Here is a 25,032-nt window from a genome sequence, read left to right on the forward strand (position 1 = left end):
GTCATGCGTACCCAGTTCGTCATCGCCGCCGCTGTGTGCAGTGCCGCCCTGCTGCTCGCGGGATGCGAATCGAAAGGCCCCGAAGCCATTCCGAGCGACGGCGCGACGAATGTGGGTTCGGAACTTCTTGTCCCCGACATGATCCCCACCGATGCCGCGACCGGCGCGGTGAATGGCGGCATAGCCAATGACCTTGACATGGAAGCGCTGACCGAGCGCCGCGATCCCGAACGCCTCCTGCGCTATTACACGAGCGCCATTCGCCTGGGGGACTGGATCGACGCGGCCAAGGCCTGGAGCCTTGATGCGCAGATGAGCCCGGAAAAGCTGCGCGATGAGTTCGGCGGCAAGGCTGGCCCGAAGATCGCGGTCGGCAAGGGCGATATCGCAGGCGCTGCAGGTTCGCTCTATTATGAGGCCCCGATCGTCGTCGATTTCGCCGATGGGCGTCCCTCGCGCCGTGGCACGATCGTGCTGCGCCGCGTGAACGATGTGCCCGGTGCCAGCGAGGAACAGCTCAACTGGCGTATCGAGCGCACCTCGACGCTGACCCAGTAAGCTCGGCCTTGCGCGCCTTCCGGCGTGTCTCATTGCTATCCCTTTGTCGATGCAGGATGGTTCATTGCAGAGCCACCCTTGCCGGAATCGGTCTGCCTCGGCTATCAGCGCGGCAACGCGTGACCGCGCGGGCGTTTCAGTCCATGCGGGCATTGGCCAGTTCCAGCAGGAAAGGAGCAGGGCTTGCTCTTCTTAACGCTTTATCAGATCATCGATTACCTCGTTAACATCATCGTCTTCGTCGTGATCGTGCAGTTCGTGCTGGGACTGCTCATCGCCTTCAATGTCGTGAACATGCACAACCAGTTCGTGGCGACGATCTATCAGGCGTTGAACGCCATCCTCGAGCCCCTCCTGCGGCCGATCCGCAAGTTCATGCCCAACACCGGCGCAATCGACTTTTCGCCCATGGTGCTGATTATCGGGCTCACCATCCTCCAGATCATTCTCGCAAACCTGGCAAGGGCTTACGCATAAAATGACCGCTCAGATCATCGACGGAAAGGCCTTCGCTGCGGGCCTGCGCGAACGTGTCGGCACGGTAGCTGCCGATTTCGAGGCCAAGTCCGGCCGCAAGGCTGGTCTCGCAGTGGTGCTGGTGGGTGAGGACCCGGCAAGCCAGGTCTACGTGCGCAACAAGGGCAAGCAGACGCTCGCCTGCGGCATGAAAAGCTTCGAGCACAAGCTTTCCGCCGACACCAGCGAGGCGGATCTCCTTGCCGTGGTCGAGAAGCTCAACGCCGATCCGGCCGTGGACGGCATTCTCGTCCAGCTTCCGCTGCCTTCGCACATGAACGAGCAGAAGGTGATCGCGGCGATCAACCCGGACAAGGACGTCGACGGCTTCCACGTCGTCAACGTCGGGCGCCTGTCGACCGGCCTTCCGGGTTTCGTGCCCTGCACGCCGCTGGGCTGCGTGATGCTGCTCAAGGACCAGCTCGGCTCGCTCTCGGGTCTCGATGCGGTCGTGGTGGGGCGCTCGAACATCGTGGGCAAGCCCATGGCCCAACTCCTGATCGCAGAGAGCTGCACGGTCACCGTTGCGCACAGCCGTACCCAGGACCTGCCTGAGGTTGTGCGCCGCGCGGACATCGTGGTGGCTGCCGTGGGCCGTCCCGAGATGGTCAAGGGTGAGTGGATCAAGCCGGGCGCAACCGTGATCGACGTGGGCATCAACCGCGTACCTGGTGCCGAGGAAGGCAAGACCAAGCTGGTTGGCGATGTCGATTTCGCCTCGGCCAGCGAGGTCGCGGGTGCGATCACGCCGGTTCCGGGCGGCGTCGGCCCCATGACCATTGCGGTTCTCTTGCGCAACACTATCGTAGCTGCGCATCGCAATGCCGGTATCGAACTGGACGAGAGCACGATTTGAGCGCCGCGCGGCGCCTCCTGGCGCTGACCGTCCTCTCGGCAGCGCTGCTCGCGACGGGCCCTCTGGGCGCGCGGGACCGGCGCACGCCAAGCGGACGTCCCGGCGCCGGTACGGCCAATCCCAGTGCGCTTGTCGCCGCTGAGATCGCGCTTAACCGCCGCGCCCGCGAGAAGGGGCGCTACGATGCGATGCGCAAGTTCGCCGCCGACGAGGCGGTGCTGTTCGCGCCGACCCCGGTCCTGGCCGACGACTGGCTGCGCGGGCAGGCCGAACCGGCCGATGGCCTGCAGTGGGAGCCCGCCGAGATCTGGATGAGCTGCGATGGCACGCTTGGGTTGACTCAAGGCGGCTGGACGCGTGCGGACGGCAGCTTCGGGGCCTACGCCACGATCTGGCAGAAGCGCGAGAAGAAGTCGGAATACCGCTGGGTTCTCAACCTCAGCCTGCCCAGCGCCGAGCCGGTTGCGGTTCCCGATTTCCTCACCGGCAAGGTGACCGCCTGCCCTGCGCCGCAGCCCTGGAACAGGCAGCGCAAAAAGACCGAGGACGAAATCAAGGTGACGGCGGACGGGCCTCCCACGCAGGGGCGCTCGGACGATGGCACGCTGCGCTGGCGCTATGCGACGGCGCCTTCCGGAAAGACCGTGCTCACCGTTTCGCTTCTGACTGGCGGCGGGCTCCAGCAACTTGCGTTCGAGGCCGGGGCCCGGACAGGGGATACACGGCCATGATCGAATTGTTCATCAGCGCGTTCACCGCCTTTTTCGTGGTGATCGACCCGCTGGGCTGCGCGCCGATCTACGCGGGGCTCACGGCAGGGGCCAGTCGCCAGCAGGCGATCAGCATGGCCGCGCGGGCCTGCGCCATTTCGGTGGCGATCCTCCTTGTCTTCGCGCTCTTCGGCAAGCAGCTCCTGGGCGCGCTCCACATCGAGCTCGACGCCTTCCGCATTGCAGGCGGCATCATGCTCTTCATGATCGCCATTGAGATGGTCTTCGAGAAGCGCACCCAGCGCCGCGAGGAGCGCGCCGAGAAGATCATGGCACAGAACGCGGAAACGCCCGAGGTTGAGGACGTCTCGGTCTTCCCGATGGCGATGCCGATGATCGCGGGACCGGGCTCGATCGCGACGATCATGCTGCTCATGTCGCGCGCGCAGGGCTCGGAGCAGACCTTCGCAGTGCTCGGCGCCATGCTGCTGGTGTTGGCACTTACCTTTGCTGCGCTGGCGGCGGCGGGCCCGCTGATGCGCATCCTGGGTGAGAACGTGGAAGCGGTCATCACCCGTCTCCTGGGTGTCCTTTTGGCCGCGCTTGCGACGCAGTACGTGCTTGATGGGATCAACTCCGCGCTGCTGAGTTAAGAGGCATCTGTCGAGCAGTTCACCTGGCATTCAGGTAAAGAGCCCTTTCCTGTCGTCTTTACAAGAGCGATGGGAGGTGCGTCCTGCCCGGTCTGAACCGGCTTTCCTGTTTTGCGGTCCTGGCGCTTGTGCCCGGAGTGCAGGTCCATGCTGCCGAAAACGCGTCCGCCGATCCGGCCTCGCAGGCTGATGCCCAAGCCCCCGCGGCTGCAGAGCAAGTCGACCCTAATCGCCGCGATCCCGCGACCCTCGGTACCGGCTATGACGTGCAGATCTCGCAGCAAATTCGCGACACACGGCGCGATATTGGCAATATGTGCCGGGATGGCACCATGAGCCGTGGGCAGGCTCGGACCTTTCGCAAGCAGGCCAGCGTCCTTTCTGCGGCGAGCGACCGGGCACGCCGCCAGGCTGGCGGTATGAGCGCCTCCGAGGAGCGGGACATGGGTATGCAGGCGGCCATGCTGGACAGCGTCGTCAACGCCCCCATGGCGCACGACCGTTCGGGGCGGCGCTGAGGCGCCGCGCCCAGCGCTAAGGAAAGTTACTTACTGGAGTGTCGCGCCGTCCTCGTCGCTGTCACCGTGCTTGCCATAAAACTGCATGAGCTGGACCAGCATCTCGCAGCGTTCGGCGAGGGACGGGGCTTCGAGCAGGCCCTGCTTGGAGGCCGGATCGAACGGCGCGATCTGCGAGACACCGTTGATCAGCGCCTGGTCGTCGAGCCGGGAAACCTGCTCCCAGTCCACCGCATAACCCTGCCGTTCGGCGAAGCGACGCGCTTCGCGTTCGAACGAGGCGCGCTCGACCGGGGCGAGTACTTCGTCGAGCGGTTCGGCAAGGAGCTCGGCTTCGATCTGGCGGAAGGGTGTCGTGACATTGAGCTCGCGCGTCATGCGGAACAGGCGCTCGCCTTCCAGGATGATGTTGTAGCGCCCGTCCTGCAACGCCTCGACCTCACCGATGCGGCCGAGGCACCCCACGGAGAAGAGCGGGGCCCCCTCGATCGGGCGCTGGGGCTGGATCATGCCGATCATCCGGTCACGGGCGAGCGCATCGCTCACCATTGCCCGGTAACGCGGCTCGAAGATGTGCAGCGGGAGTTGCAAATTGGGATAGAGCACCGCGCCGGAGAGAGGAAAGATGGTGATGCGCGGCACGGCGTGGGTATCCTCTCTTTGGGCTCAGCCGAACAGGATCGTCGAGAGCTTGCGGCGCGTTGCCGAAACCCACGGATCTTCCAGGCCGACCGCCTCGAAGATTTCGAGCAGCTTGGTACGTGCAGCGCTGTCGTTCCACTCGCGATCGATTGCAACCATTTTCAGGAGCGCTTCGGCGGCAATATCTCGCTCGCCCGCAGCGAAAGCGGCGTTGGCGAACGCGAACTGGGCCTCCATGTCGGAAGGGTTGCTTTCCGCGGCGCTGCGCAAGGCAGCCAGTTCTCCGTCTTCGGGCTTGTCCTTGGCCAGCTCGAGGGCCTTGCGGGCGCGTTCTATCTGCGGGTCGCTGGAAAGCTCGACCGGAAGGGAATCGAGCATCTGTGCGGCTTCTTCCAGACGGTCTGCGGCCACCAGTGCGCGGATGAGGCCGGACGCGGCCTCGGCGCTGTCGGGCACGGCCTGGAGGATCTGCATGAACACACCGGCGGCCTGTTCGGCATCGCCCGCCACAAGAGCCTCTTCGGCCATGGCAAGGTGGGGGGCAATGTCGGGCTTGGGCGGCTGACCGCCGGGCTGGACGGGAAGCTGTTCGAGCAGCTTGTCGAGCGTTGCCTTCAGCTGCGATTCGCTGCGCGCCTGGGTCAGGTCGGCGACCGGCTGGCCCTGGAACATAGCGTAGACGGTGGGGATCGAGCGGACCTGGAACTGCGAGGCGATGAACTGCTCTTCATCGACGTTGATTTTGGCGAGCACCACGCCCTTGTCGGCGTACTCGGCTGCGACCTTCTCGAGCACCGGGGTCAGCGCCTTGCAGGGGCCACACCACTCTGCCCAGAAGTCGAGAATGACGAGCTGGGTCATCGAGGGTTCGGCAACCTCCTTGCGGAACCGCTCTGCTGCCTTCTGCTCTTCGATGTTCAGACCCATGCTGGCCACTGCACTGCTCCCGTCGGTCGCGATTTCAAGAGCGGCATAGATCGACATTTCCGGGCCGTTTGTGAAGGGGGGAATGCGGGAAAACGGCGGGAATCCGCAATTTGTATTTTTTCTTTCATTTTGCGCTTGCAGGGTCTGAAACCCACTGCTAATGGGCCGCCTCCACCCCGGAAGGGTGGCGCGGATTTCTGCTTCCAACCTTCCGAACGGACGCCAGAGCGGGCGTAGCTCAGGGGTAGAGCACAACCTTGCCAAGGTTGGGGTCGAGGGTTCGAATCCCTTCGCCCGCTCCAGTTTCCATCGGTAGTGTGAGAGCTCTCTTCCATGTAGGCATGGCATGAGCGCGGAAGTCTTGGCTTCATCTTGCAAGGGGTTGGACCGAAACACATTTTAAGGTCTTGCGGTGCTTCCTAAGCGCTGTTAATGGGCCGCGACTCCAGGCAGGATGGTGCTTCACCGGACTGTTTCGGAAAAAACGCCAGAGCGGGCGTAGCTCAGGGGTAGAGCACAACCTTGCCAAGGTTGGGGTCGAGGGTTCGAATCCCTTCGCCCGCTCCAGTTTTTCAAGCGACATTGTCGGTATTTCGGGCAACGCCGGGCATTTCTGCCGCGGCGTTTTTTCTATGTGCGGCGTTCGCAGCGCCTCGCGGCGACGGGCTATTCGCCCGCCACCGTCATCCCGTCCACGCGGATCGTGGGTACGTTGATCGCGCGGTGCCATTCCAGGTCATTGGCCGGGGTGAGCTGTGCGTACATTGCCGAGAGATTGCCCGCGACCGTTAATTCCGAGACGGCGCCCGCGATTTGTCCGTCGATGATACGGAAGCCTGAGGCGCCGCGGCTGTAGTCGCCTGTCACTCCGTTCACGCCCTGGCCGATCAGTTCGGTGACGTAGATGCCATCCTTGATGTCGGCTATCAGCTCCTGGGGCGAAAGCGTACCGGCTGAGAGGTGGACGTTTCCGACCGAAACGGACGGCGAGCCGCCGCCTGCGCGCGCGGCATGGCCGGTCGGAGCGAGGCCAAGCTGGCGGGCCGAGGCGGTGTCGAGCAGCCACCCCGTGACGCGCCCGTCCTCGACCAGCGTGGTGGGACGGGTGGCGAGGCCCTCGCCATCGAAGGGGCGCGAGCGCAGGCCGCGCTTCATGTGCGGGTTGTCGCCGATCTCGATGCCCGTCTTAAAGATGCGCTCCTCGATCCGGTCGAGAAGGAAGCTGGAACGACGGGTGATCGCGCTGCCTGACATGGCGCCCAGCAGGTGCCCGATGAGCGTACCGCCCACGCGCGGGTCGAAGACGACCGGGAGTGGTCCGCTCTTGACCCGGCCCGGATTAAGACGGCCGACGGCGCGGGTGCCTGCCAGTGTGCCGATTTCGGCGGCCGAGGGCAGGTCCTCGCGGTGGTGCGACTGGCGCCAGGCGTTGTCGCGCTGCTTGGCGTTGCCTTCGCCCGCGACGACCGAGACGCTGAGCGAATGGTTGGTCGAGGCATAGCTGCCGGCAAATCCGTGGCTGGTGGTAAGCGCGAAGACGCCGCTGCCCGAATGGGCCGAGGCGCCGTCCGAATTGGTGACCCCGGCGACGGCGCGCGCAGCTTCCTCGCCTTCCTCGGCCATCGTGCGCAGGGTTTGCGGACTGAGTTCGCCGCTGTCGATCATGTCGAGATTGGGCCAAGGAGCGTGGCTCAGCAGTTCCTCGGGGGCGAGCCCGGCGTAGGCATCCTCCGGCGCGAGGCGTGCCATGCTAATTGCGCGTTCGGCCAGTTCGTCGAGTGCTGCGGGAGACATGTCGGAGGAGCCGATCGAAGCCGAGCGCTTGCCCGCGAACACCCGCAGCGAGATATGCTCGCTTTCGGAACGCTCCACGTCTTCCAGGTTGCCAAGGCGGATCTGGATTCCTTCGGAGGCGTTCGCGGCGTAGATCGCATCGGCGGCGTCCGCTCCGGCGCGGCGGGCGCGCTCCACCAGATCCTGCGCGCGGTCCTGGGCCTGCTGCGGGCTAAGCATGTCGGTTCGTACTCCAATGGCTCGGGCGCGGGCGCGCCTTTGTCATCGGGAGTTAGTGCGCCCCTTCGCCAAGCGCAAATGAAGCTGTGCGATTGTACCCGAAAGCGGGAGGGCAGGGGGGGGGGAATGGGCTCAGGCGAAGAGCAGGCCGAGCACCTTGAACAGGCCGGTGAGGGCAAAGGGCAGGCCGATCGCGATGGCCCACAGGAGCAGGCAGTCACGGCGGCAGGCGGGCGCAAGCGCTGGATCGCGGGCCTCGCGGTCGGTCAGGCTGTTCCAGCGCGCTTCGAAGCGGCGGCACGCCGGGATGATGGCGAGAACCAGCACGATCAGTGCGAAATAGGGCAGAAGCGAACCTTCACCGGCCTTGAGCGCGCCGATGGTCACGAAGATCTGGAGTGCGGTGTAGACGAGGAGAGCATAGGCGATGTGGTCGCTCATACGACGGCGCCAGTCGAGCGTGGCGGCAGGACGGCCGCTGACAGGGGCAGGCTCGTGGGCCTTGCGGTCGGGAAAGGCGGTGCTGGCCTTGGGGGAGTTGCTGTCCATTGGCTGAAAGCCCCATATGTCCTCGTGAGAGGTCAATTAGACCACTCTTGGCGCAGCGAATCAAGATTGCGGGAACTTTTCCAAGCCCGAAACGTGTTGCCTCGACATATCTCCTGCGTTGAAAGGCACGCGGTGCGGATTGCGTAGCACAAACATGCACGAATCCTGCCATTTGCACGGCGACGGTTTAAAACCGCCCTTGCCGAGCCCCCGCGCTCCGCTTACATCCGGCAGGTAATGACTGCACCTACCGATCTGGACGCCGCCCCCGCGCAGGCGATGCGCGCCGAGGCCGCGGGCGATGGCCTCGAAGTGATCTCGATCGCCAAGAGCTATGACAAGCGCACGGTTCTCAGCGATATTTCCCTATCGGTCGCCAAGGGCGAGGTTCTGGGCCTGCTGGGCCCGAACGGTGCGGGCAAGACCACCTGCTTCTATTCGATCATGGGGCTGGTGAAGCCGGACTCCGGGCGAATCCTGATGGACGGTGTCGATGTGACACGCCTGCCCATGTACCGCCGCGCAATCCTGGGGCTGGGCTACCTGCCGCAGGAGACCTCGATCTTCCGCGGCCTTACCGTTGAACAGAACATTGGCGCGGTGCTCGAACTGAACGAGCCGGACCGCGATGTGCGCGCCAGCGAACTGGAGCGCCTGCTTGACGAATTCGGCCTCACCCGCCTGCGGGGGAGCCCGGCAATGGCGCTGTCAGGCGGCGAACGCCGCCGCGCCGAGATTGCCCGCGCTCTTGCGGCCAAGCCCTCGATCATGCTGCTGGACGAGCCTTTCGCAGGCATCGATCCGCTCTCGATTTCGGACATTCGCCACCTCGTGGCCGATCTCAAGACGCGCGGCATCGGTGTTCTGATCACCGACCACAACGTGCGCGAGACGCTCGATATCGTGGACCGTGCCTGCATCATCTATGGCGGGCAGGTCCTCTTCGCCGGTAGCCCCGAGGCGCTTGTCGCCGATGAGAACGTGCGCCGGCTCTACCTGGGTGAGGGTTTCACGCTGTGAGGCCCTTGCCAACGGGAACCTGATCCATGGCGCTGGGGCCAAGGCTGGACTTACGCCAGACCCAGTCGCTCGTCATGACGCCGCAGCTCCAGCAGGCGATCAAGCTGCTGGCGCTGTCCAATCTCGAAATCGAAGCATTCATCGGCGATGCGCTCGATGCCAACCCGCTGCTCGACGTCGGCCGCGATTCCGCGCCCTCGGGCGAGGACGGGGCGACCTCTCCCGACGCGGACGTGCGGCGTACCTCGCTTGAGCAATCCCCGACCGACCGGTTGATCGGCGAAGGCCACGGCGGCGAGGACAATCCTCTCGACATCGATTCAGGGGCTATCGACCGCGATGTGGACACCGGCGATGGCGAGCGTCTGTCCCTGGCCGATGCCGCCATGTCCGGTGCCGCGCCCTCGGGCGAGGCCGACTGGGGCGCGGCGCTCGTCGGCAGAGTGGGCGAGGACGGCCCGGGCATAGACGAACGAGCGGGCGCGGAGGAGAGCCTCTTCGACCATCTCGACGCGCAGGTCGGGGCCGTTACCGGCGATCCAGTGCTAGCGGGCATTGCGCGCTATCTCATCGGGCTTCTGGACGAGGCGGGCTACCTGTCGGTCAGGTTAGATGACGTGGCGCACGATCTCGGTGCGGATCTGGCCAAGGTCGAGCAGGGGCTGGCCCTGGTGCAGTCGCTTGATCCCACTGGGGTGGGCGCGCGCAGCCTGTCCGAATGCATCGCGCTCCAGGCGATCGAGGCTGATCGCCACGATCCGTGCATGGCGCGCCTGATCGCCAATCTCGACCTTGTCGCGCGCGGTGACCTCAACCGGCTCAAGCGCATGTGCGGGGTGGATGACGAGGACATGGCCGAGATGCTGGCCGAACTGCGTTCCTACGATCCCAAGCCGGGGCTGCGTTTTGGCGGCGAGCCGGGCGGGACGGTGACCCCGGACATCCTGATCCGCGCGCGGGACGATGGGGGCTGGGATATCCGGCTCAATGAAGCGACCCTGCCGCGCCTGGTGGTCAACCGGGGCTACTACGTCGCGCTGAAGGGAAGCTGCGAGGACAAGTCCTCGCGCGCATGGCTCTCGGAGAAGCTGGGTGATGCGAACTGGCTGATCAAGGCGCTCGACCAGCGACAGAAGACGATCCTCAAGGTCGCCAGCGAGCTGGTGAAGCAGCAGGACGGCTTCTTCCGTGAGGGCGTCTCGCAGCTGCGCCCGCTCACCTTGCGGGCCGTGGCCGAGGCCATCGGCATGCACGAATCGACGGTGAGCCGGGTCACTTCGGCCAAGTTCCTCAACTGCGCGCGCGGGACCTTCGAGCTCAAATACTTCTTTTCCTCGGGTGTCGCCTCGGCGAGCGGGGAGGGTGGGGCCTCTGCCGAAGCGGTCAAGGCCGCGATCCGCCAGTTGATCGATGCCGAAGATCCCAAGGCGGTGCTGTCCGATGACACCCTGGTCGAACTGCTCAAAGAAAAGGGGTTCGAGCTAGCCCGGCGAACGGTGGCCAAATACCGTGAGGCGATCGGCCTTGGCAGTTCGGTGCAGCGCCGCCGTCAGAAGAAGATCGCAGGCGCCAGCTGACGCGCCCATACGCCGGATACAAAGCGCCTTTCCCCAGCCCGCTGCGGGTAAGGATTGCCATTTGTGCATGACCCTGTCTAAACGGCGCAACGAAACGCCCCCACCCGGGCGGCTGACACCTGCCCCCTTCAACCGGATGGCGCCGTGCTGGAATGCGGCGCCGGTCCGGGAAGGGGGGGCCTCTTTCGCGCTCTTACCTAGGCGCCTTTTTCCACCTCCTTGACCGTCCTTGCATAGCCTTCGCGGCGCGCCGCAGTCCCGGCGTCGAGGCCATGGGGAGGCGCGCGCATGATACCCAAGACATTCCATTTCATCTGGGTGGGCGATGAAAGCCGCCGTCCGGACAACTGCATCGAAACCTGGCGCAAGGCGCATCCGGACTGGGGCTTTCGCCTCTGGGGCAACGCCGATCTCGACGGGCGCGCGTGGATCAACAAGGCCCACATGGATGCGATGCGCGACCGCGAATGGAACGGGGTTGCCGACATGCTGCGCTGGGAGATCCTGCACGAACACGGCGGGATCGTCTTCGATGCCGATTCGGTCTGTACCCGGCCGCTCGACGAAGACCTGCTCGATTGCCCGGCCTTTGCCTGCTGGGAAAGCGAGATCGCCCGGCCCGGCCTGATCGCGGCGGGCTACTTCGGCTGCCAGCAGGGCAATCCGTTCGTGAAGGGCATTATCGATACCATCGCCGCGCAAGCCTCGGTCGTCGAGGACATGGCCTGGAAGACGGTCGGCCCGCTGCGCCTGACCGAGTGCTATCGCAGCTTTGGCTACACGCCCTTGCGCATCTACCCCAGCCACTACTTCATCCCGCGCCACTTCACTGGCGTGACCTACCAGGGCAAAGATCCGGTCTACGCGCACCAGCTGTGGGGGACGACCGCGCGGCAGTACGACACGCTGCACAAGGTGGACGTGAGCACGATCGGGCACGAGGCCGCGCAGCGGGCGGCGCCCGTGGTCGAGGCGGCGGCCGCAGCTGAGCCCCCATCTGCACCTGAGCCTGCGCCCGAATCTGCCTCTGCCGCGCAGGCGCAGGCTGATGCGCCCGCCGCGCCACTCGACGCGCCGACTTCGCCGCTCGAAAAGATCCACGCGCCTTACTTCCTCCAGCGCGTGCCCGTGGGATCAGAGCTTGCGCGCCTGCCGCGTATGGACGTCTTCGCCAGTCTCTTGCAGGGCCAGCGGGTGCTTCACGTGGGCTGCGCGGACTGGCCAATCACCGATCCGGCCACCTCGCTCCATGTCCGGCTGCAGGCGCACTGCGCGCACCTTGATGGGCTTGACCCCCATGGCGAGGCGCTCGCGCAACTGCGCCCGCACGTGACAGGGGAGCTATTTACCGACTTTGCGCAGGTGCATGGCAGCTACGACGTGGTCCTCGCCCCCGAGGTGATGGAGCATGTGCCCGACGTTGAGCTGTTCCTGGCCCAGCTCGAGAGCGTCGATGCCAAGATGTATCTGATCTCGGTGCCTGACGCCTTCCAGTGCCGCGCGCGCCATTTCGATTACCAGGCCGAAACCGAGATCTTCCTCGAGGGCGTCCATCCCGATCACAACGTCTGGTACACGCCCTATACCTTTGCCAATACGTTGCGAAAATACAGCCACCTCGACCTTCAGCGGATGTGGTTTTTCAACGGTATATCGCTGTTGGCCCTGCTCAGTCGACGCGAGCTGGCGCAAGCGGCCTGACCGCGAACTTGCCCGGATGCCGGACGCGAGTTAGAAGGACTTAACCAGCACGCACAAGGAGCCGCACAGCCGTGAACATCTGACACACAGCAATACACCCTGTCTGTCATTGTACCGAGCGAGTGCATCTCATGTCTTTTCTCACGCTGGACGGCGTGGCGTTCCGAACTGCGGAAGGCCGTGCTCTCTTTTCCGAACTTTCGCTTTCCATCGGCCGCGAACGCATTGGCCTCGTCGGGCGCAACGGGTGCGGTAAGTCCACCCTGCTGGGCGCGATTGCCGAAGGGCGCAGCGGCTCTGCGGGACACATCGTGCTTTCCGGGTCTGCGGGACTTCTGGCGCAGGACTGGCCGGGGCAATGGACCCTGGGCCACGTGCTTGGCGTGACCGAACCGCTCGCCTGCCTTGGGCGCATCCTGGCAGGAGAGGGAAGCGAAGAGGACTTCGCGGTGGCCGACTGGACGCTGGAGGAGCGCCTCGCGGCCATCCTCGATCGGTTGGGTTTGCGGGGCCTCGCGCTCGAACGCCGCGTAGCGAGCCTCTCGGGCGGAGAGCGGACCCGGGTCGGCCTGGCCCGGCTGCTGCTGGAGGCGCCCGACCTGCTCCTGCTCGACGAGCCGACCAATAATCTCGACGCCGCAGGGCGGGCCCTTGTGGCCAAGGTCCTTGCCGACTGGCGGGGCGGCGCGCTGGTGGCCAGCCACGATCGCGCTCTGCTGGAGGGAATGGACCGGATTGTCGAGCTCACGCCCACTGGCGTGCGTACGGTCACAGGCGGCTGGTTGCAGTTCGCCGCGATCCGGGATGCCGAGCGACAGCGCGCCGAGACCGAACTGGAGCGCGCCGAGGCAGACCTGGGGCAGGTGCGCCGGGCCGGGCAGGCGCAGAAGGAGGCCAAGGCGACCCGAGACAAGGCAGGCCGCGCCTTTGCGGCAGGCGGCTCTCAGGCCAAGGTCCTGCTCGGGCAGCAGGCCGAGCGCGCGCAGAACAGCGGAGGTGCCCTGAGCCGTCAGGCGACGCGCCAGAGGGACGAGGCCGAGAACCGACTTGCCCAAGCCCGCGGGCAGGTGGAGGTGCGCGTGCCTGTCCGCATGGACGTGCCCGCCTCCGGCCTGCCTGCGAATGCACAAGTCCTTTCGCTACAGGCGGTGGCCTTCATGCGGGCTGGGCGGCAGTTCGGGCCGTGGTCGCTCGACATCAAGGGGCCGCGCCGCATGGCTGTCACCGGACCGAACGGGGCGGGCAAGACGACGCTGCTACGCCTCGCCGTGGGTGAACTGCCCCCGCACACAGGTGGGGCCAGGAGGGCGGAGGGGCGCGTGGCTTGGTTCGACCAGCACCTGGGGCAGCTGGCGGGCGATGCGGACATCCTTGCCAACTACCATCGCCTCAATCCCGGGGCGGAAGAGGAGGGTGCCCGCGCCGCGATTGCCCGCTTCGGCTTCCGGGGCGAAGCCTCCCGCCAGTTGGTCGGCACGCTGTCCGGAGGTGAGCGTCTGCGCGCCGGGCTCGCCTGTACGCTGGGCGGAGCGAGGGCGCCCTGGCTTCTGGTCATGGACGAGCCGACCAACCACCTCGACATAGAATCGGTCGAACTGCTCGAAGGTGCCTTGCGCGACTACGACGGGGCGCTGCTTGTGGTCAGCCACGACCGGGCGTTTCTCGAAGCCATCGGGATCGAGGAACAGGTGAAAATAGGAAGACGATGCAAGGGACCATCGCCCCTTGAACCCTAAATGGGCAATCTCGCCTTTCTCAGCCGCAGCCGCATGCGGGAGGTGAGTGTGACTGGTTCGGGCAGCCTGAGGGCAATGGCTCTCGGATCGCTAATTCCTGTCTCCTTCTATTCCACAAAGAACGATGCCGGAGCATCTCCATCAAGATGGCGCTGGTGCATCGTTTCCAGCGCGCGTTCGAAGCGGCGGGTGTAGGCGGGGGTGTCGAAGAGAGCGCAGCTCATCCGCTCCTCGCTGAGGCGCTGGCGCAGCGCGGCAAGGCGCTCGGGGTGCTGGGCGAGAGCCAGGGCGCAGGCTTCGTAGTCGCCGGCACTGGTCGTCGCCAGTTCGGGAATACCGGCGGCTGTCACCAGGCTGGCGGCGACCCGCGCGGCGAACTGGCGGCCAGCCAGCGTCAGGACCGGGAGACCAGCCCAGAGCGCATCGCTTGCGGTCGTGTGCGCGTTGACCGCGAAAGTGTCGAGAAACAGGTCGGCGAGCGCAAGCCGCCCAAGATGCTCGGCGTGGGGCAGGGAGGGAGCGAAAACGAGACGCGCCGGATCGACGCCGCGGGCCTCGGCCTCGCTCCGCAGGTTCGCTTCGGCCCATTGGTTCGAGCGTAGCAACCAGAGTACCGAGCCGTCCACCTGGCTGAGGAGGCGCATCCAGATATCCCATTCGGCGGGCGAGATCTTGTAGGTGTGGTTGAAGCTGGCGAAGACGAAGCCCTGTTCGGGCAGACCATGTCCGGCGCGCGCCCGAGTGTCGGGGACGATCACGCGCTGGTTGTCGTTGGCTTGGTAGCTTCCGGCAAGGCGCACGACGGCTTCGGAGAAATGCGCCTCGGCGCCTTCGGGCAGGGCGATCTCGTCGGCCACGAAATAGTCCATGCAGGCATGCCCCAGCGTGCCGGGATAGCCCATGTGGGCCACCTGGACGGGCGCCAGACGGTGTCCGAACATCCGCGTGCCGCGCGTGTAGCCCTTGAGATCGATCGCGATGTCAAGGTTGTCCGCGCGGGCGCGGCGCATGACCTCCTCATCGGTAAGGCCGCCGATTTCGGTGAAGGTATCGACCTGCCCTTTCAGCACGGCGCGGTGGTGATCTTCCTCGCGCTGCGGGCCATAGCTGTAGAGGTGGACCTCGAAGCGGCTGCGGTCGTGTTCGCGAAAGAGCCCGCTCATCAGGTAGAGCGTGGCGTGGTTGTGAAAGTCGGCCGAGAAGTAGCCGACGCGAATGCGCCCGTCGCGGCTGGGAGCAGGCGTGGGCAGGTTGGCGGGCCTTGCGGGAAAGACGTGCATTGCACAGGCGCACGAGCGCTGGTGCTGGTGCGCGGGATCGTCGCGGAAAGGCAAGGAGGCGAAGGGCTGTACCGCCCCCACGTCTGCGCCCAGGGTCAGGGCGTATTCGCCGCGCGCCCGCCAGTCGCACATGTGCGCTTCCTCGAAGAGCGCCTGGAGCCGCGCCGAAGCGTCCGAGGGGGCGAGGGCCAAGGCATCTCGAAACGAGGCGACGGCCTCGGGCAGGCGGTTCATGAGGACCAGCGCCTTGCCGCGGTTGACCAGAGCCTTGCCGTTGTCCGGGGTGATCTCGAGGGCCTTCTGGAAACAATCGAGGGCCCGGTCCACCCGGTCGAGCGCCAGCAGTTCGCCGCCCATGTTATTGATGGCATCGGCGTGTTCGGGGCGCAGATGGATGGTCCATTCGTAGCAGGCGATGGCGTCTTCGCGCCGGCCCATCTTCGCGTTGAGATTGCCCAGATTGTAATAGGCATCGACGTAGCTGGGATCGATGGCGAGAGCCTGAGCGAAGAAGTACCCGGCCTCTTCGTCGCGGCCGGTCTGTTCCAGCAGGTTGGCCAGGTTATAGCGTGCATCGGCATAGGTCGGCGCACGAGCGATGACGTCGCGGTAGAGCTCTTCCGCCTCGGCGTCGCGGCCCTGACGGCGCAGCGCGATGGCCAGGTTGTTGCCGCTGGCATGGGCGCTCGGGTCCGCGGCGATGGCGGCGCGAAAGGCGGTTTCGGCACGCGGGTTGTCGCCCAGCGCCAGAAGCGCGGCGCCGTAGAGGTTCTGCACGCCATGGGAATGCGGGAAGGCGCGGGCCAGCGCCTCGCCCTCGCGCACGGCAAGGCCCATGTTCCCGTCGCGATAGGCCGCAACCAGGGTGTCGAAGCGGCGCTGGGCTGAGGTGCCGCTGGGTTCATCCAGAGCTTTGAGTGCGGCGCGCGCACGGGTGTTGTTGGGGTGGCGTTCGAGGACATCTTGGTAGATCGCGCGCGCGGCGTCGGCGTTACCGCGCTTGGCCGCCCCTTTGGCCTTGATCAGCAGGGTTTCCAGTCCGCTCATGCTTCCTCGTGCTCTTCCCGGGATCTGACCTCGACATAAGTGGACGTGGTGGACGTTCGGTGACCTGGTTACTTGGTAGAATTGAGTAGGGACGCCGCCGGGTGCGGGACTTGCAAATGTTTGTCTACCCGCTGGGAGGACGCTTTCACCGCAGCGGGAAAGATCATCCGGATGGCAATCGAAACATTCCACGACGTGATGCGCCGGCAGGGCATCACCTGCCGCAGCTTCAACAAGTTCTGCAGCCTGACGGCTGTGGCGCTCGGGCTCAAACCGGCGCATGCGCAGGACATCCGCCACGCCATGGAGACCAAGCCGCGCTTCGCCGAGGCCACCGAGAAGTACGACGGCAACTTCATCCTTGCAGTCGAAGGCAATCCTCCGCTCAGCCAGGAAGGCATGAGCTACATCATTGGTGGTCGCCCGTTCCTCGAACAGCTCAAGCACGCGGCCGACCACTGCAAGGCGATCATTCCCTGGGGCAGTTGCGCCTCGTGGGGCTGCGTCCAGGCCGCGCGCCCCAACCCGACCCAGGCAACGCCCGTCCACAAGGTGCCGGGGCTTGTCGACAAGCCGATCATCGAGGAGTCCGACGATGAGGGGGCGCGTAAGGGCTATTGCCCCTACGAGGTCGGCGGCAAGGAGCCGACCACCTGCATCGGCTGTTCCGAAGACGGCTTCTGGGACAAGGGCAGCTTCTACGAGCGCCTCTCCGACTCGGCATCGAGGCCGACCAGATCGGCGGTACCCCCGCGGCCGCGGTGGGCGCAGGCGTGATTGCCCATGCCGCCGCGAGCGCGGCCAAGCGGGTCAGCTGGGGCAATTCCCCGCCTTCTGCCGACACCACGACCACCCATGAGGGCGCCTGAGCCTGGCCACGTTGGCACCCCCCAACGGCTACACCCTCGACAACATTGGCAAGCGCGTCGTCGTCGAGCCCGTCACCCGCATCGAGGGGGACATGTGCTGGGCATCGACATCCCGGAAAATGCGAACTCGATCCGCGAAATCATGCAGCTCTAGTGGATTGATCGGAAAAGATGATTCCGTTTTCGGGATTCCCTTGAAATCGGGGACATGCGAAGACGGCGCAGGCGAACGGGCATCATTCCCCTGACAGCTCAAGGGCTGGGAACGCAGGCGATCATGAAGGCGACCTGCAAATCCAAGCCGTGCGTGTGGCGTTGGCAGGAACGCTACATGGTCGAAGGCGTGGATGGGCTGCTGCCTGACAAGACCCGACCTCCGGGGATCGCGCCTCTCGATGCGGCTTTGGTCGACAAGGTCGTTGCGCTAACGCTGGAACCGCCCAGCCCTGAGGCCACACATTGGACGGTGCGTGCGATGCCCAAAGACATGGGTATCACAGCATCATCGGTTGTGAAGATCTGGCACGACCAATCGGTGGCGCTGCTTCAAGCTGTCCAATGACAAGGCTTTCGCCGAGAAGCTTCACGACGTCGTCGGGCTCTATGTCTCGCCGCCTGCCCACGCCATCGTGTTGTCCGTCGACGAAAAGAGCCAGATCCAGGCGCTCGACCGCACCCAACCGGGCCTGCCACTGACGCGCGGTCGCGGGGCAACCATGACGCAACACTACAAGCGTGACGGGACCACAACCTTGTTTGCCGCGCTCAATGTTCTGGATGGCTCCGTGATCGGCCGCAATATGCAGCGGCACCGGCATCAGGAGTTCATCCGCTTCCCTTAACGCCATAGAAGCCGAGATGCCCGCAGACAAAGCCATCCACGTTATCCTGGACAACTACGCTACCCACAAGCAGCCCAAGATCCGTGCCTGGTTGGCAAGGCATCCGCGCTGGACCTTCCACTTCGTGCCCACGTCGTGCTCGTGGCTAAATGCCATCGAGGGCTTCTTCGCCAAGCCCACCCGGGGGAGGCTGAAAAATGGCGTATTCGATTCCGTTGTCGACCTGCAGGCCGCCATCAACCGCTTCATCAAGGAGCACAACGAGGATCCGCGTCCCTTCGTATGGAAAGCCTCCCCCCACGACATCATCGCCGCTGTCCGGCGCGGGCACCAAACGTTGGAATCAATCCACTAGCGCAAGAGCGCGGCCTTCCGCTTGTTACCGTCGATCACCACCACGCGCACCTTGCGGCGTGTCTGGCTGAGAATGGAGTCGAGGCTAGCGAGACGGTCAGAGCCCTGGTGTGCGATGGTACGCTGCCGGGCGGTGAGGTGCTGCGTTGCGGCTATGGCGCGGCCGAGCGGACGGGCGCGCTGCCTGCCGTGGCTCTCCAGGGCGGAGCGGCGGCGATGAAGCCGGCTTGGCGCAACCCGTTCGCGCACCTCCGCCATGCCTTCGGGGACGAATGGGCCGACGCGGTGCCCGCAGCGCTGGACTTGTGAGGGCCGAGCATTTCCCACGATGGCGGGGCGCTCGCGTGCGATCTGGGCGCGGGCGTCCCGCGTGGGAGAAAAGCTGCGCGCTTTCACCTGGGGCTGGCCGATGGGCTTGTCGCGCTTGCAGGCGCGGGGAAGGCTGCCTTATCCCATGGTCGGGTGGCGCTGCGGGGAGGGGTGTTCAAAAAGCGCATCCTGCGCGAGGCGGTAGCGCAGCGAATCGCGTATACGGGGACTGAGCCTGTCATCCATCGCCAGGTCCCGGCATGAGATGGCGGGCTTTCGTTGGGGCAGGTGGCGGTGGCTGCAGCGCGGCTTGATGGGGACTGGCAGGAGGACACGCGGACATGCTGAACGAACACGAGCTCAGGCGGCGTATCGTCGGGGAAATGCACCTGCGGCGCTGGCCCCATGTCTGCGCGCCCTCCACGATCATACAGTTCATGCGTGTGCTCCAGCCCGAGCAGCGTGAGGCCGAACTGCGCTGCGTCGAGACGCTGCCTTCGGGCGGTGTTGCCGGGCGCAGCGAGAACCCGCGCCACCGGGCCGGATCGCTCGGACCCGGAATTGCCTTTGGCTGGGAGCGCCAGAGCGAGGCCAGTACGACGACGCTCTTCATCGACCGCCTGCTGGTGGATGCGCAGGGCAACTTCGCGCCCGATCCGGCCGTGCTGGAAGCACTGAGCTGGGCCAAGGGGATGCCGGGCAAGGTCTTGCGTGCAATCCGCGTGCTGATCGTGCCTGACGAGGATGCTGCCCGCACGTTGATCCCGGCGATGGGCTACGATCCGCTCGACCTCGTGAGTTGCCATATTTCCTGCCAGGACGGTGACCAGGCCGCGCGGGTGTGGTCCGATTTTCGTTTTCGCGACGACGGTTTTGGCCAGATCCTGGTGGCAGCTAACGGCATGGCGGGCGGCGACCTTTCGCGCTCCGTCCAGCGTTTGCAGGAACTGGGCAACTACCGCAATCTGGCGCTGCTTGGCCTGCCGGTGGCGCAGGACGGCTGGAAACTGCTGGATCGGATCGAGGATGAACTCAGTGATCTTACCTCGCAGGTCGCCGACTTCGAAGTGCGCGATGATGATCTCCTGACCGAGGTCACGCGCCTCTCGATGGAGCTCATCGCCCATTCGACCGAGACCGATTACCGCCTGAGCGCGACGCAGGCTTACGCGACCATCGTCAAGGATCGGCTGGAGGGTCTCCACATCCGCGCCTGTCCGGGGTATCCGTCGCTTGCCGACTTCACCCAGCGTCGCTTCCTGCCCGCTGTGCGCACGTGCGCTGCACATCGCCGCCGCGAGGAGCAGCTGGCCCAGCGCACCGAGCGGCTGGTCTCGCTGCTGCGCACCCGCGTCGAGACTCGCATCGAGAACCAGAATGGGCGGCTGCTCGCCTCGATGGAGCGTTCGAGCACGCGCCAGCTTCGCCTGCAGCAACTGGTTGAGGGGCTCTCGGTCGTGGCGCTCAGTTACTACGGGATCAGCCTCATCGCGCACATGCTCGAAGGGGTGGAATTGCTTGCCCCGGACTTCCATGCACACCTTGTCGTGGCCGCACTGACGCCGGTCATGTTGATCGGCATGTATCTGGGATTGCACCACCTCAAGAAGCGCATCCTCGACTGAGCAGGGGCCTCAGGCCGCGGGGGCAGGCTTTGCAGCGCAGGTCTTGGCGATGAAGGTCGCATGGTCGGGCAGCCGCTCGGTGGCGCGGGCCAGCCTGGTGCGGCGCTGGTCAAGGAGGGCGCGCAGGTCCTTCTCAGCCAGCAACTGCGTGCGCGGGTTGACCGCGTGCGGCAGCACGCCCTGACCCAGCAGTATGGCAACCCAGCTGGGTTCCTGGTGCGACTCCATATCGTACATCGGCACGCGGCCGCAGGCATCCCAGGCGTCGAGCTTGGCGCGAAGGGTGTCCGGCAGGTCCATGGCCGCGACCTGGCACCAGAGCGGTTCGGTCCGGCGCGTACGGCAATAATGGGCGATGATGAAATCACGAATGCGCTCGTATTCGAGCGCAGTCTGCCGGTTGTATTCCGCAGCAAGGGCGGGGTCGGGGGCTTTGCCGGGCAGGAACTCGACGAGCCGGGTGACGCCAGTCTGGATCAGCTGGATCGCGGTCGACTCCAGAGGTTCGAGAAAGCCTGCAGCAAGGCCGATGGCGATCACGTTGCCGTCCCAGAAACGCGTGCGGCGTCCGGGCGTGAAGCGCAGCAGGCGCGGGTCGGCGAGCGCCTCGCCGTCAAGGCCGTCCAGCAGCTGCGCGACGGCCTCGTCGTCCGAGATGTGGGCGCTGGAATAGACGTGGCCATTGCCGGTGCGGTTCTGGAGCGGGATGCGCCATTGCCACCCTGCGCTTTTGGCGGTCGAACGGGTGAAGGGGGTGAAACGGCTGGCGCGTGCGCAGGGAACAGCGGCGGCGCGGTCGCAGGGGAGCCACTGGCTCCAGTCCTCGAAGCCGACACCTTGTGCCTGGCCCAGGAGCAGGCTGGCAAAGCCGGTGCAATCGAGGAACACATCGCCCTCGATCCGGCGATCGCCGTCAAGATGGAGGGCGCGTACGTGGCCATTTTGCGCATCGCGCGCGACATGTTCGATGCGCCCCTCGATGCGCGTTACGCCCATGCCTTCGGCGAGGTGGCGCAGGTAGGCGGCGTAGAGCGCGGCGTCGAAGTGGAAGGCGTGGCGAAACTGCGCGGCTTCACCCGAGAGCGCTTCGTGGGGGACGAAGCGGTCCTGCGAGGCCAGCACTTCGGCTATGGAGAGGGCGCCGAGCGGAGGCGCCTTGCCCTCGCGCGCGAGGCGCAGCCAGTGCTGGTGGACAGGAAGTCCGGCAATGTCGGCGCCGTAGTCGCCAAAGCCGTGGAAGTGCCGGTTGCCGATTTCGCCCCAGTCGGCGAACTCAATGCCCAGCTTGAAGGTGCCGTTGGTGGCCGCGACGAAGTCGGGTTCGTGAATGCCCAGGAAGCGGTTGAGCTCGCCGATCAGCGGAACGGTCGCCTCGCCCACGCCGATAATGCCGATGTCCTCGGATTCGACGAGGCTGATCCGCGCGGCGGGAGGCGGGAGAAAACGGGCCAGCACCGCGGCCGCGATCCAGCCCGCACTGCCGCCTCCGGCAATAACGAAATGGACAGGCTGGGGTTCGGCCATTGGAACAACACTCCCTTCGAAAATAGGTCCCGGCTTCTCCCTTGCAGGAAAAGCCGGGACCCAGGGAGGAGCTGGTATCAGAAGCGCGTGCGCACGACCATGGCGACGCGGCGGTCGGTCTCGGTCCAGCTGTAGCGCGGCTTGAGGCCCGGATCGCCAACGCGCAGGTACGTGCGCGAGTCGAGCAGGTTGGTGCCCTGCACACCGATCTTGAAGTGGTCTCCCACGTTGAACAGGATCGATGCGTCGAGCTGGCCGTAGGAATCCGCCCAGACGGGATAGTTGATGTTCGCCGCCGAGGTCGTCAGCAGGTAGCTCGAACGCCAGTTGTAGGCCGCACGGGCCGACACAGCCGAGGTCTCATAGATGGCCGCAACGTTGTACGACCACTCGGACATGCCCTCAAGCGGGAGTTCGAGACCGGCGTTGTCGGTCTGGGCGGTGTCGAACACGTTGACCGCGGTGTTCTTGCCGCCGCTCGAATCGACGTAGGTCACGTTGCCCTGGAAGCCGAGGCCGCTGAGTGCGCCGGGCAGGAAGTCGAGGAACTGGGTATAGGCCAGTTCCATGCCCTTGATCTTCCCCTTCGAGCCATTGGTCTGACGGGTCACGTCGAACGTGATCGTCTGGCCATTGCTGGTGTAGCTCTGCTGCTCGAGACCGGCGAAGATGTAGTCGCTGATCTCCTTGTAGAAGGCTGCCAGCGTCAGGCTGTTCGAACGACCAAAGTAGTATTCGACGCTGAGGTCGAAGTTGTTCGAGCGCGTCGGCTTGAGGTCCGGATTGCCAGCGGTGCCGGTGAAGGCCGTGGTAGCGCCGCCGACACCGGTGCCGTTGGGCTGACCGTCATTGTCGAACGAAAAGTTCAGGTTGGTGTACGGGTTGAGCTGGGTGAAGCTGGGGCGCGCGATGCCCTTCGATGCTGCGAAGCGAATCTGCAGATTATCCGTGGCGAAGAAGCGCAGGTTCAGGCTCGGCAGGACGTCGGTGTAGCTGTTGTCGCCCGAGGTTTGCGTCGCGCCGAGGTCACCCTGGATAAAGGCCTGTGCCGCATCAAGCTCGGGGCAGGAGGTACCTGGTGCGCAGACCGTGGTGATCGTGCCCAGATTGGTCGCCGAGCCGCGTGCGGAAGCTTCGGTATGCACGACGCGCACACCGACGTTGCCGTCGAAGTGGCCGATCGGGCTCTCCCAGGCGCCGAACCGTGCAACGGCATAACCCGCATAGGTCTTCTGACCCTGGATGTTGATGCCGCCACCCGCGGTGGTCTGGGAGTAGTCGTCGCTCAGCGGCGCCCAGCCCCAGCCGTTCGACAGCGTTGCCTGCAGGTAGTCGTACGCATAGCCAGTGCCGTTCTGAACCAGGCTCGGCGCCGGGAACCACAGACCCGACGACGGATTACGGGCCTCGCCGCGGAAGAAGTTGCGGAAATTGACGAAGGTCGTCTGATTGGGGAGGTCGGAAACCTGGGGGCCTCCCGGGTAGCCCGTTTTGTCGAAACGGACCTCGTTACCCGGCTGCCAGTACTGTGCCGAGAGCAAGCCCCAGTTGTAGGTGGTCTGGCGGGTGATCGCGGAACGGTCGGTGTAGCGTGCGCCCAGCTTGATCGACCTGAGCAGGCTGTCATCGTCGAAGGCATATTCGACGTCGCCGCGCCACGACCATTGGTCGGCCTCATTGTCCTCGATGTGATCCATTGCGGCCGCCCACCAGTTCGCGCTCTTGTCCGCGAAGCTCGCCGAGGGATCGGTCGGGGTGATCGAGAGATAGGGGGTGTCGCCGGTGAAGTCGAAGTCGAAAGTTCCGCGCGCATCGATGCCGTTGAAGGCGGTCATCGAATAGACCTGTGCGGTCGACTTAACGTACTGCAGGTCGGTGGTGACGGTCCAGTGTTCGTCGGGCTCCCACTTGGCCTTGAACGAGTAGTCCTGCGTCTTCTTGGTCTGGCTGCCCGCGCGGGTATCCATGTTAAGCTCGCGGTTTTGCGCGGTACCCGAAACGAGTTCGCCAGCCGAGCCATAGACGTAGCTGTCGTTGTAGGTGTCCGGCTGCGCCCAGTCGCCCATCGCATATTCGATGTCGTTGGGGGTCGCCTTCGAGATCAGTGCTTCGGCGGTAAACTCAAGGGTGCTCGAAGGGCGCCACTGCAGCGAGCCGTCGAAGGCGGTGCGCTTCTGCTGCCAGTCGATACGGCGGTAGCCCATCGAGTTAGGGATGTAGACGGTGTCGCCCGCCGCGACCGACGGGTTGGAGGCGTTGGCGATGTCGTCCGCGGTCACTTCGGTCGGCACGTAGCGGCCGGTCGAGATTGAATCGGTACGGTTGCCGATTTTGCTGATCGAATACGAGAGCAGTACCCCGATCTCGCCAAGACCGGTGTCGAAGCGGTCGCTGATCAGCGCGCTGCCCGACATGAAGCTCTCTTCGCGAAGGTCGGCGTAGTTGATGTCACCCGAGAAAGCGGCGACGAAGCCCGGCGAATCGAACGGCTTGCGGGTGCGCAGATCGATGGTGCCGCCGATGCCACCCTCGATCATGTCGGCCGAGGGGTTCTTGTAGACATCGACACCGGCGAGCAGGTCGGCCGAGATGTCTTCGAAGGAGAGTGAGCGGCCATTGGCGGCGGAGAAAACGTCGCGCCCGTTCAACTCGGAACGTACAAAGGAAAGGCCGCGGATGAACACGCCGCCGCCTTCGCCCGAGAGGCGGGCAGGGTCGCGCGCGTCGCTGGTACGCTGCAGGGTGACGCCTGGTACGCGCTGAAGCGCCTCGGAAACCGAACGGTCGGGAAGGGCACCGATGTCCTGCGCGGTGATCGAGTCGACGACGACTTCGGCATCGCGCTTGCGGTCGATCGCGCTCTCGAGCGAGGCGCGGATGCCGGTGACGATGATCGCCTGCTCTTCGTTCAGCGTGGGGTCGCTGGCCGCGCCAGCGGTGTCCTGTGCCGAGGCGAGCGCGGGCATGGCGCAAATGGCCAGTGCGGTCGCGGATGTGCTTGCGCGCAGGAGCATATCCCCACGGATTCCGGTAAAACTGTTACGAATGCGAGTGAACGCTGCCATTTCGGTGCCCTCCTGTCCCAACTCTGCTGCGCTGCATCTATTAGATAGCGCTATCATTTTGCGATGCGGCAAAGCCTATATGTACGAATGCTGACGATTGCCGCGCCGTAGCGCTGGCTACTATCACCGGTGAAATGCCCG

General features: G+C 65.2%; 21 protein-coding genes, 2 tRNA genes and 2 pseudogenes. 18 read left to right on the forward strand and 7 right to left on the reverse strand.

Annotated features, from left to right (window positions below):
* The first annotated feature begins 3 nt into the window (after positions 1 to 3).
* The 6 genes from FMM79_RS15045 (at position 4) to FMM79_RS15070 (ending at position 3,811) form a co-directional block, all read left to right on the forward strand.
* Positions 4 to 558 carry a hypothetical protein gene (locus FMM79_RS15045; RefSeq protein WP_148628279.1) on the forward strand — a complete coding sequence of 185 codons (555 nt, stop codon included), beginning with the start codon at positions 4 to 6 and terminating at the stop codon, positions 556 to 558.
* Between the two features lie 183 nt (positions 559 to 741).
* Complete coding sequence (locus tag FMM79_RS15050) at positions 742 to 1,035, forward strand: YggT family protein (protein WP_039388887.1); 294 nt, start codon at positions 742 to 744, stop codon at positions 1,033 to 1,035.
* A gap of 1 nt (position 1,036) precedes the next feature.
* On the forward strand, positions 1,037 to 1,930 hold the full coding sequence (gene folD, locus FMM79_RS15055; protein WP_148628280.1) for a bifunctional methylenetetrahydrofolate dehydrogenase/methenyltetrahydrofolate cyclohydrolase FolD: 894 nt from the start codon (positions 1,037 to 1,039) through the stop codon (positions 1,928 to 1,930).
* Positions 1,927 to 2,661, forward strand: a complete 735-nt coding sequence (locus tag FMM79_RS15060) for a hypothetical protein (protein ID WP_148628281.1) — start codon at positions 1,927 to 1,929, stop codon at positions 2,659 to 2,661. The genes folD and FMM79_RS15060 overlap by 4 nt, the downstream gene beginning before the upstream one ends.
* Entirely contained in the window at positions 2,658 to 3,293 is a 636-nt protein-coding gene (locus tag FMM79_RS15065) for a MarC family protein (protein ID WP_148628282.1), read from the forward strand. Before FMM79_RS15060 ends, FMM79_RS15065 begins: the two co-directional genes overlap by 4 nt.
* 128 nt (positions 3,294 to 3,421) lie before the next feature.
* Complete coding sequence (locus FMM79_RS15070) at positions 3,422 to 3,811, forward strand: hypothetical protein (RefSeq protein ID WP_148628283.1); 390 nt, start codon at positions 3,422 to 3,424, stop codon at positions 3,809 to 3,811.
* 30 nt (positions 3,812 to 3,841) lie between these two features.
* On the opposite strand, the gene FMM79_RS15075 is transcribed toward FMM79_RS15070, so the two are convergent.
* Together FMM79_RS15075 and FMM79_RS15080 are read right to left on the reverse strand one after the other, a co-directional pair.
* Complete coding sequence (locus FMM79_RS15075; protein ID WP_148628284.1) at positions 3,842 to 4,453, reverse strand: LON peptidase substrate-binding domain-containing protein; 612 nt, start codon at positions 4,451 to 4,453, stop codon at positions 3,842 to 3,844.
* A gap of 24 nt (positions 4,454 to 4,477) precedes the next feature.
* Complete coding sequence (locus tag FMM79_RS15080; RefSeq protein ID WP_148628285.1) at positions 4,478 to 5,380, reverse strand: tetratricopeptide repeat protein; 903 nt, start codon at positions 5,378 to 5,380, stop codon at positions 4,478 to 4,480.
* Between the two features lie 227 nt (positions 5,381 to 5,607).
* On the opposite strand from FMM79_RS15080, the gene FMM79_RS15085 reads away from it, so the two are divergent.
* Both FMM79_RS15085 and FMM79_RS15090 read left to right on the forward strand, forming a co-directional pair.
* Positions 5,608 to 5,682: transfer RNA gene (locus FMM79_RS15085), tRNA-Gly, on the forward strand.
* Between the two features lie 190 nt (positions 5,683 to 5,872).
* A tRNA-Gly gene (locus tag FMM79_RS15090) sits at positions 5,873 to 5,947 on the forward strand.
* Between the two features lie 99 nt (positions 5,948 to 6,046).
* On the opposite strand, the gene FMM79_RS15095 is transcribed toward FMM79_RS15090, so the two are convergent.
* Together FMM79_RS15095 and FMM79_RS15100 are read right to left on the reverse strand one after the other, a co-directional pair.
* Positions 6,047 to 7,393 carry a TldD/PmbA family protein gene (locus FMM79_RS15095; RefSeq protein ID WP_148628286.1) on the reverse strand — a complete coding sequence of 449 codons (1,347 nt, stop codon included), beginning with the start codon at positions 7,391 to 7,393 and terminating at the stop codon, positions 6,047 to 6,049.
* A 132-nt stretch (positions 7,394 to 7,525) separates the two neighbouring features.
* Complete coding sequence (locus FMM79_RS15100; RefSeq protein ID WP_240339226.1) at positions 7,526 to 7,942, reverse strand: hypothetical protein; 417 nt, start codon at positions 7,940 to 7,942, stop codon at positions 7,526 to 7,528.
* Between the two features lie 237 nt (positions 7,943 to 8,179).
* On the opposite strand from FMM79_RS15100, the gene lptB reads away from it, so the two are divergent.
* The 4 genes from lptB to FMM79_RS15120 all read left to right on the forward strand — a co-directional run bounded on the left by lptB (position 8,180) and on the right by FMM79_RS15120 (position 13,976).
* Positions 8,180 to 8,962 carry an LPS export ABC transporter ATP-binding protein gene (lptB, locus tag FMM79_RS15105; RefSeq protein ID WP_039388878.1) on the forward strand — a complete coding sequence of 261 codons (783 nt, stop codon included), beginning with the start codon at positions 8,180 to 8,182 and terminating at the stop codon, positions 8,960 to 8,962.
* A gap of 26 nt (positions 8,963 to 8,988) precedes the next feature.
* Positions 8,989 to 10,539 carry an RNA polymerase factor sigma-54 gene (gene rpoN, locus FMM79_RS15110; protein WP_148628287.1) on the forward strand — a complete coding sequence of 517 codons (1,551 nt, stop codon included), beginning with the start codon at positions 8,989 to 8,991 and terminating at the stop codon, positions 10,537 to 10,539.
* Between the two features lie 288 nt (positions 10,540 to 10,827).
* The gene (locus FMM79_RS15115; RefSeq protein ID WP_148628288.1) at positions 10,828 to 12,240 is read left to right on the forward strand and encodes a glycosyltransferase; all 1,413 of its coding nucleotides are present in this window, start codon (positions 10,828 to 10,830) and stop codon (positions 12,238 to 12,240) included.
* Between the two features lie 131 nt (positions 12,241 to 12,371).
* The gene (locus FMM79_RS15120; protein ID WP_148628289.1) at positions 12,372 to 13,976 is read left to right on the forward strand and encodes an ABC-F family ATP-binding cassette domain-containing protein; all 1,605 of its coding nucleotides are present in this window, start codon (positions 12,372 to 12,374) and stop codon (positions 13,974 to 13,976) included.
* 107 nt (positions 13,977 to 14,083) lie between these two features.
* Here FMM79_RS15120 and FMM79_RS15125 read toward each other — a convergent pair whose 3' ends face one another.
* Complete coding sequence (locus FMM79_RS15125; protein ID WP_162528522.1) at positions 14,084 to 16,303, reverse strand: tetratricopeptide repeat protein; 2,220 nt, start codon at positions 16,301 to 16,303, stop codon at positions 14,084 to 14,086.
* Between the two features lie 171 nt (positions 16,304 to 16,474).
* Here FMM79_RS15125 and FMM79_RS15130 point away from each other — a divergent pair, with 171 nt between their 5' ends.
* The 6 genes and pseudogenes from FMM79_RS15130 to FMM79_RS15145 all read left to right on the forward strand — a co-directional run bounded on the left by FMM79_RS15130 (position 16,475) and on the right by FMM79_RS15145 (position 20,302).
* Positions 16,475 to 17,080: a hypothetical protein gene (locus tag FMM79_RS15130; RefSeq protein ID WP_148628291.1), complete on the forward strand. Its 606-nt coding sequence runs from the start codon at positions 16,475 to 16,477 to the stop codon at positions 17,078 to 17,080.
* A gap of 291 nt (positions 17,081 to 17,371) precedes the next feature.
* Positions 17,372 to 18,369: pseudogene (locus FMM79_RS15135) on the forward strand (IS630 family transposase).
* A pseudogene (locus tag FMM79_RS22320) lies at positions 18,357 to 18,401 on the forward strand (hypothetical protein); the annotation flags it as partial. The pseudogenes FMM79_RS15135 and FMM79_RS22320, both read left to right, overlap by 13 nt.
* A 75-nt stretch (positions 18,402 to 18,476) precedes the next feature.
* Positions 18,477 to 18,677 carry a hypothetical protein gene (locus FMM79_RS21935; protein WP_240339228.1) on the forward strand — a complete coding sequence of 67 codons (201 nt, stop codon included), beginning with the start codon at positions 18,477 to 18,479 and terminating at the stop codon, positions 18,675 to 18,677.
* Positions 18,678 to 18,719: 42 nt separating this feature from the next.
* Entirely contained in the window at positions 18,720 to 18,941 is a 222-nt protein-coding gene (locus FMM79_RS22325) for a hypothetical protein (RefSeq protein ID WP_371710934.1), read from the forward strand.
* A gap of 77 nt (positions 18,942 to 19,018) precedes the next feature.
* On the forward strand, positions 19,019 to 20,302 hold the full coding sequence (locus tag FMM79_RS15145) for a DUF3422 domain-containing protein (protein ID WP_148628293.1): 1,284 nt from the start codon (positions 19,019 to 19,021) through the stop codon (positions 20,300 to 20,302).
* A 9-nt stretch (positions 20,303 to 20,311) separates the two neighbouring features.
* Here FMM79_RS15145 and FMM79_RS15150 read toward each other — a convergent pair whose 3' ends face one another.
* Both FMM79_RS15150 and FMM79_RS15155 read right to left on the reverse strand, forming a co-directional pair.
* On the reverse strand, positions 20,312 to 21,826 hold the full coding sequence (locus tag FMM79_RS15150) for a tryptophan halogenase family protein (protein ID WP_148628294.1): 1,515 nt from the start codon (positions 21,824 to 21,826) through the stop codon (positions 20,312 to 20,314).
* 77 nt (positions 21,827 to 21,903) lie between these two features.
* Complete coding sequence (locus FMM79_RS15155; RefSeq protein WP_240339230.1) at positions 21,904 to 24,891, reverse strand: TonB-dependent receptor; 2,988 nt, start codon at positions 24,889 to 24,891, stop codon at positions 21,904 to 21,906.
* Between the last annotated feature and the right edge of the window lie 141 nt (positions 24,892 to 25,032).

This window comes from Novosphingobium sp. BW1 (assembly GCF_008107685.1).
In the GTDB taxonomy this organism is placed as follows: domain Bacteria; phylum Pseudomonadota; class Alphaproteobacteria; order Sphingomonadales; family Sphingomonadaceae; genus Novosphingobium.

Bases quoted from the DNA above. Each gene is read 5' to 3' on its own strand.
- FMM79_RS15125 (WP_162528522.1), bottom strand. From the start codon at position 16,303: ATGAGCGGACTGGAAACCCTGCTGATCAAGGCCAAAGGGGCGGCCAAG.
- FMM79_RS15065 (WP_148628282.1), top strand. From the start codon at position 2,658: ATGATCGAATTGTTCATCAGCGCGTTCACCGCCTTTTTCGTGGTGATC.
- FMM79_RS15120 (WP_148628289.1), top strand. From the start codon at position 12,372: ATGTCTTTTCTCACGCTGGACGGCGTGGCGTTCCGAACTGCGGAAGGC.
- FMM79_RS15150 (WP_148628294.1), bottom strand. From the start codon at position 21,826: ATGGCCGAACCCCAGCCTGTCCATTTCGTTATTGCCGGAGGCGGCAGT.
- FMM79_RS15080 (WP_148628285.1), bottom strand. From the start codon at position 5,380: ATGGGTCTGAACATCGAAGAGCAGAAGGCAGCAGAGCGGTTCCGCAAG.
- FMM79_RS15095 (WP_148628286.1), bottom strand. From the start codon at position 7,393: ATGCTTAGCCCGCAGCAGGCCCAGGACCGCGCGCAGGATCTGGTGGAG.
- folD (WP_148628280.1), top strand. From the start codon at position 1,037: ATGACCGCTCAGATCATCGACGGAAAGGCCTTCGCTGCGGGCCTGCGC.
- FMM79_RS15115 (WP_148628288.1), top strand. From the start codon at position 10,828: ATGATACCCAAGACATTCCATTTCATCTGGGTGGGCGATGAAAGCCGC.
- FMM79_RS15130 (WP_148628291.1), top strand. From the start codon at position 16,475: ATGGCAATCGAAACATTCCACGACGTGATGCGCCGGCAGGGCATCACC.
- FMM79_RS15045 (WP_148628279.1), top strand. From the start codon at position 4: ATGCGTACCCAGTTCGTCATCGCCGCCGCTGTGTGCAGTGCCGCCCTG.
- FMM79_RS15100 (WP_240339226.1), bottom strand. From the start codon at position 7,942: ATGGACAGCAACTCCCCCAAGGCCAGCACCGCCTTTCCCGACCGCAAG.
- FMM79_RS15155 (WP_240339230.1), bottom strand. From the start codon at position 24,891: ATGGCAGCGTTCACTCGCATTCGTAACAGTTTTACCGGAATCCGTGGG.
- FMM79_RS15145 (WP_148628293.1), top strand. From the start codon at position 19,019: ATGCTGAACGAACACGAGCTCAGGCGGCGTATCGTCGGGGAAATGCAC.
- lptB (WP_039388878.1), top strand. From the start codon at position 8,180: ATGACTGCACCTACCGATCTGGACGCCGCCCCCGCGCAGGCGATGCGC.
- rpoN (WP_148628287.1), top strand. From the start codon at position 8,989: ATGGCGCTGGGGCCAAGGCTGGACTTACGCCAGACCCAGTCGCTCGTC.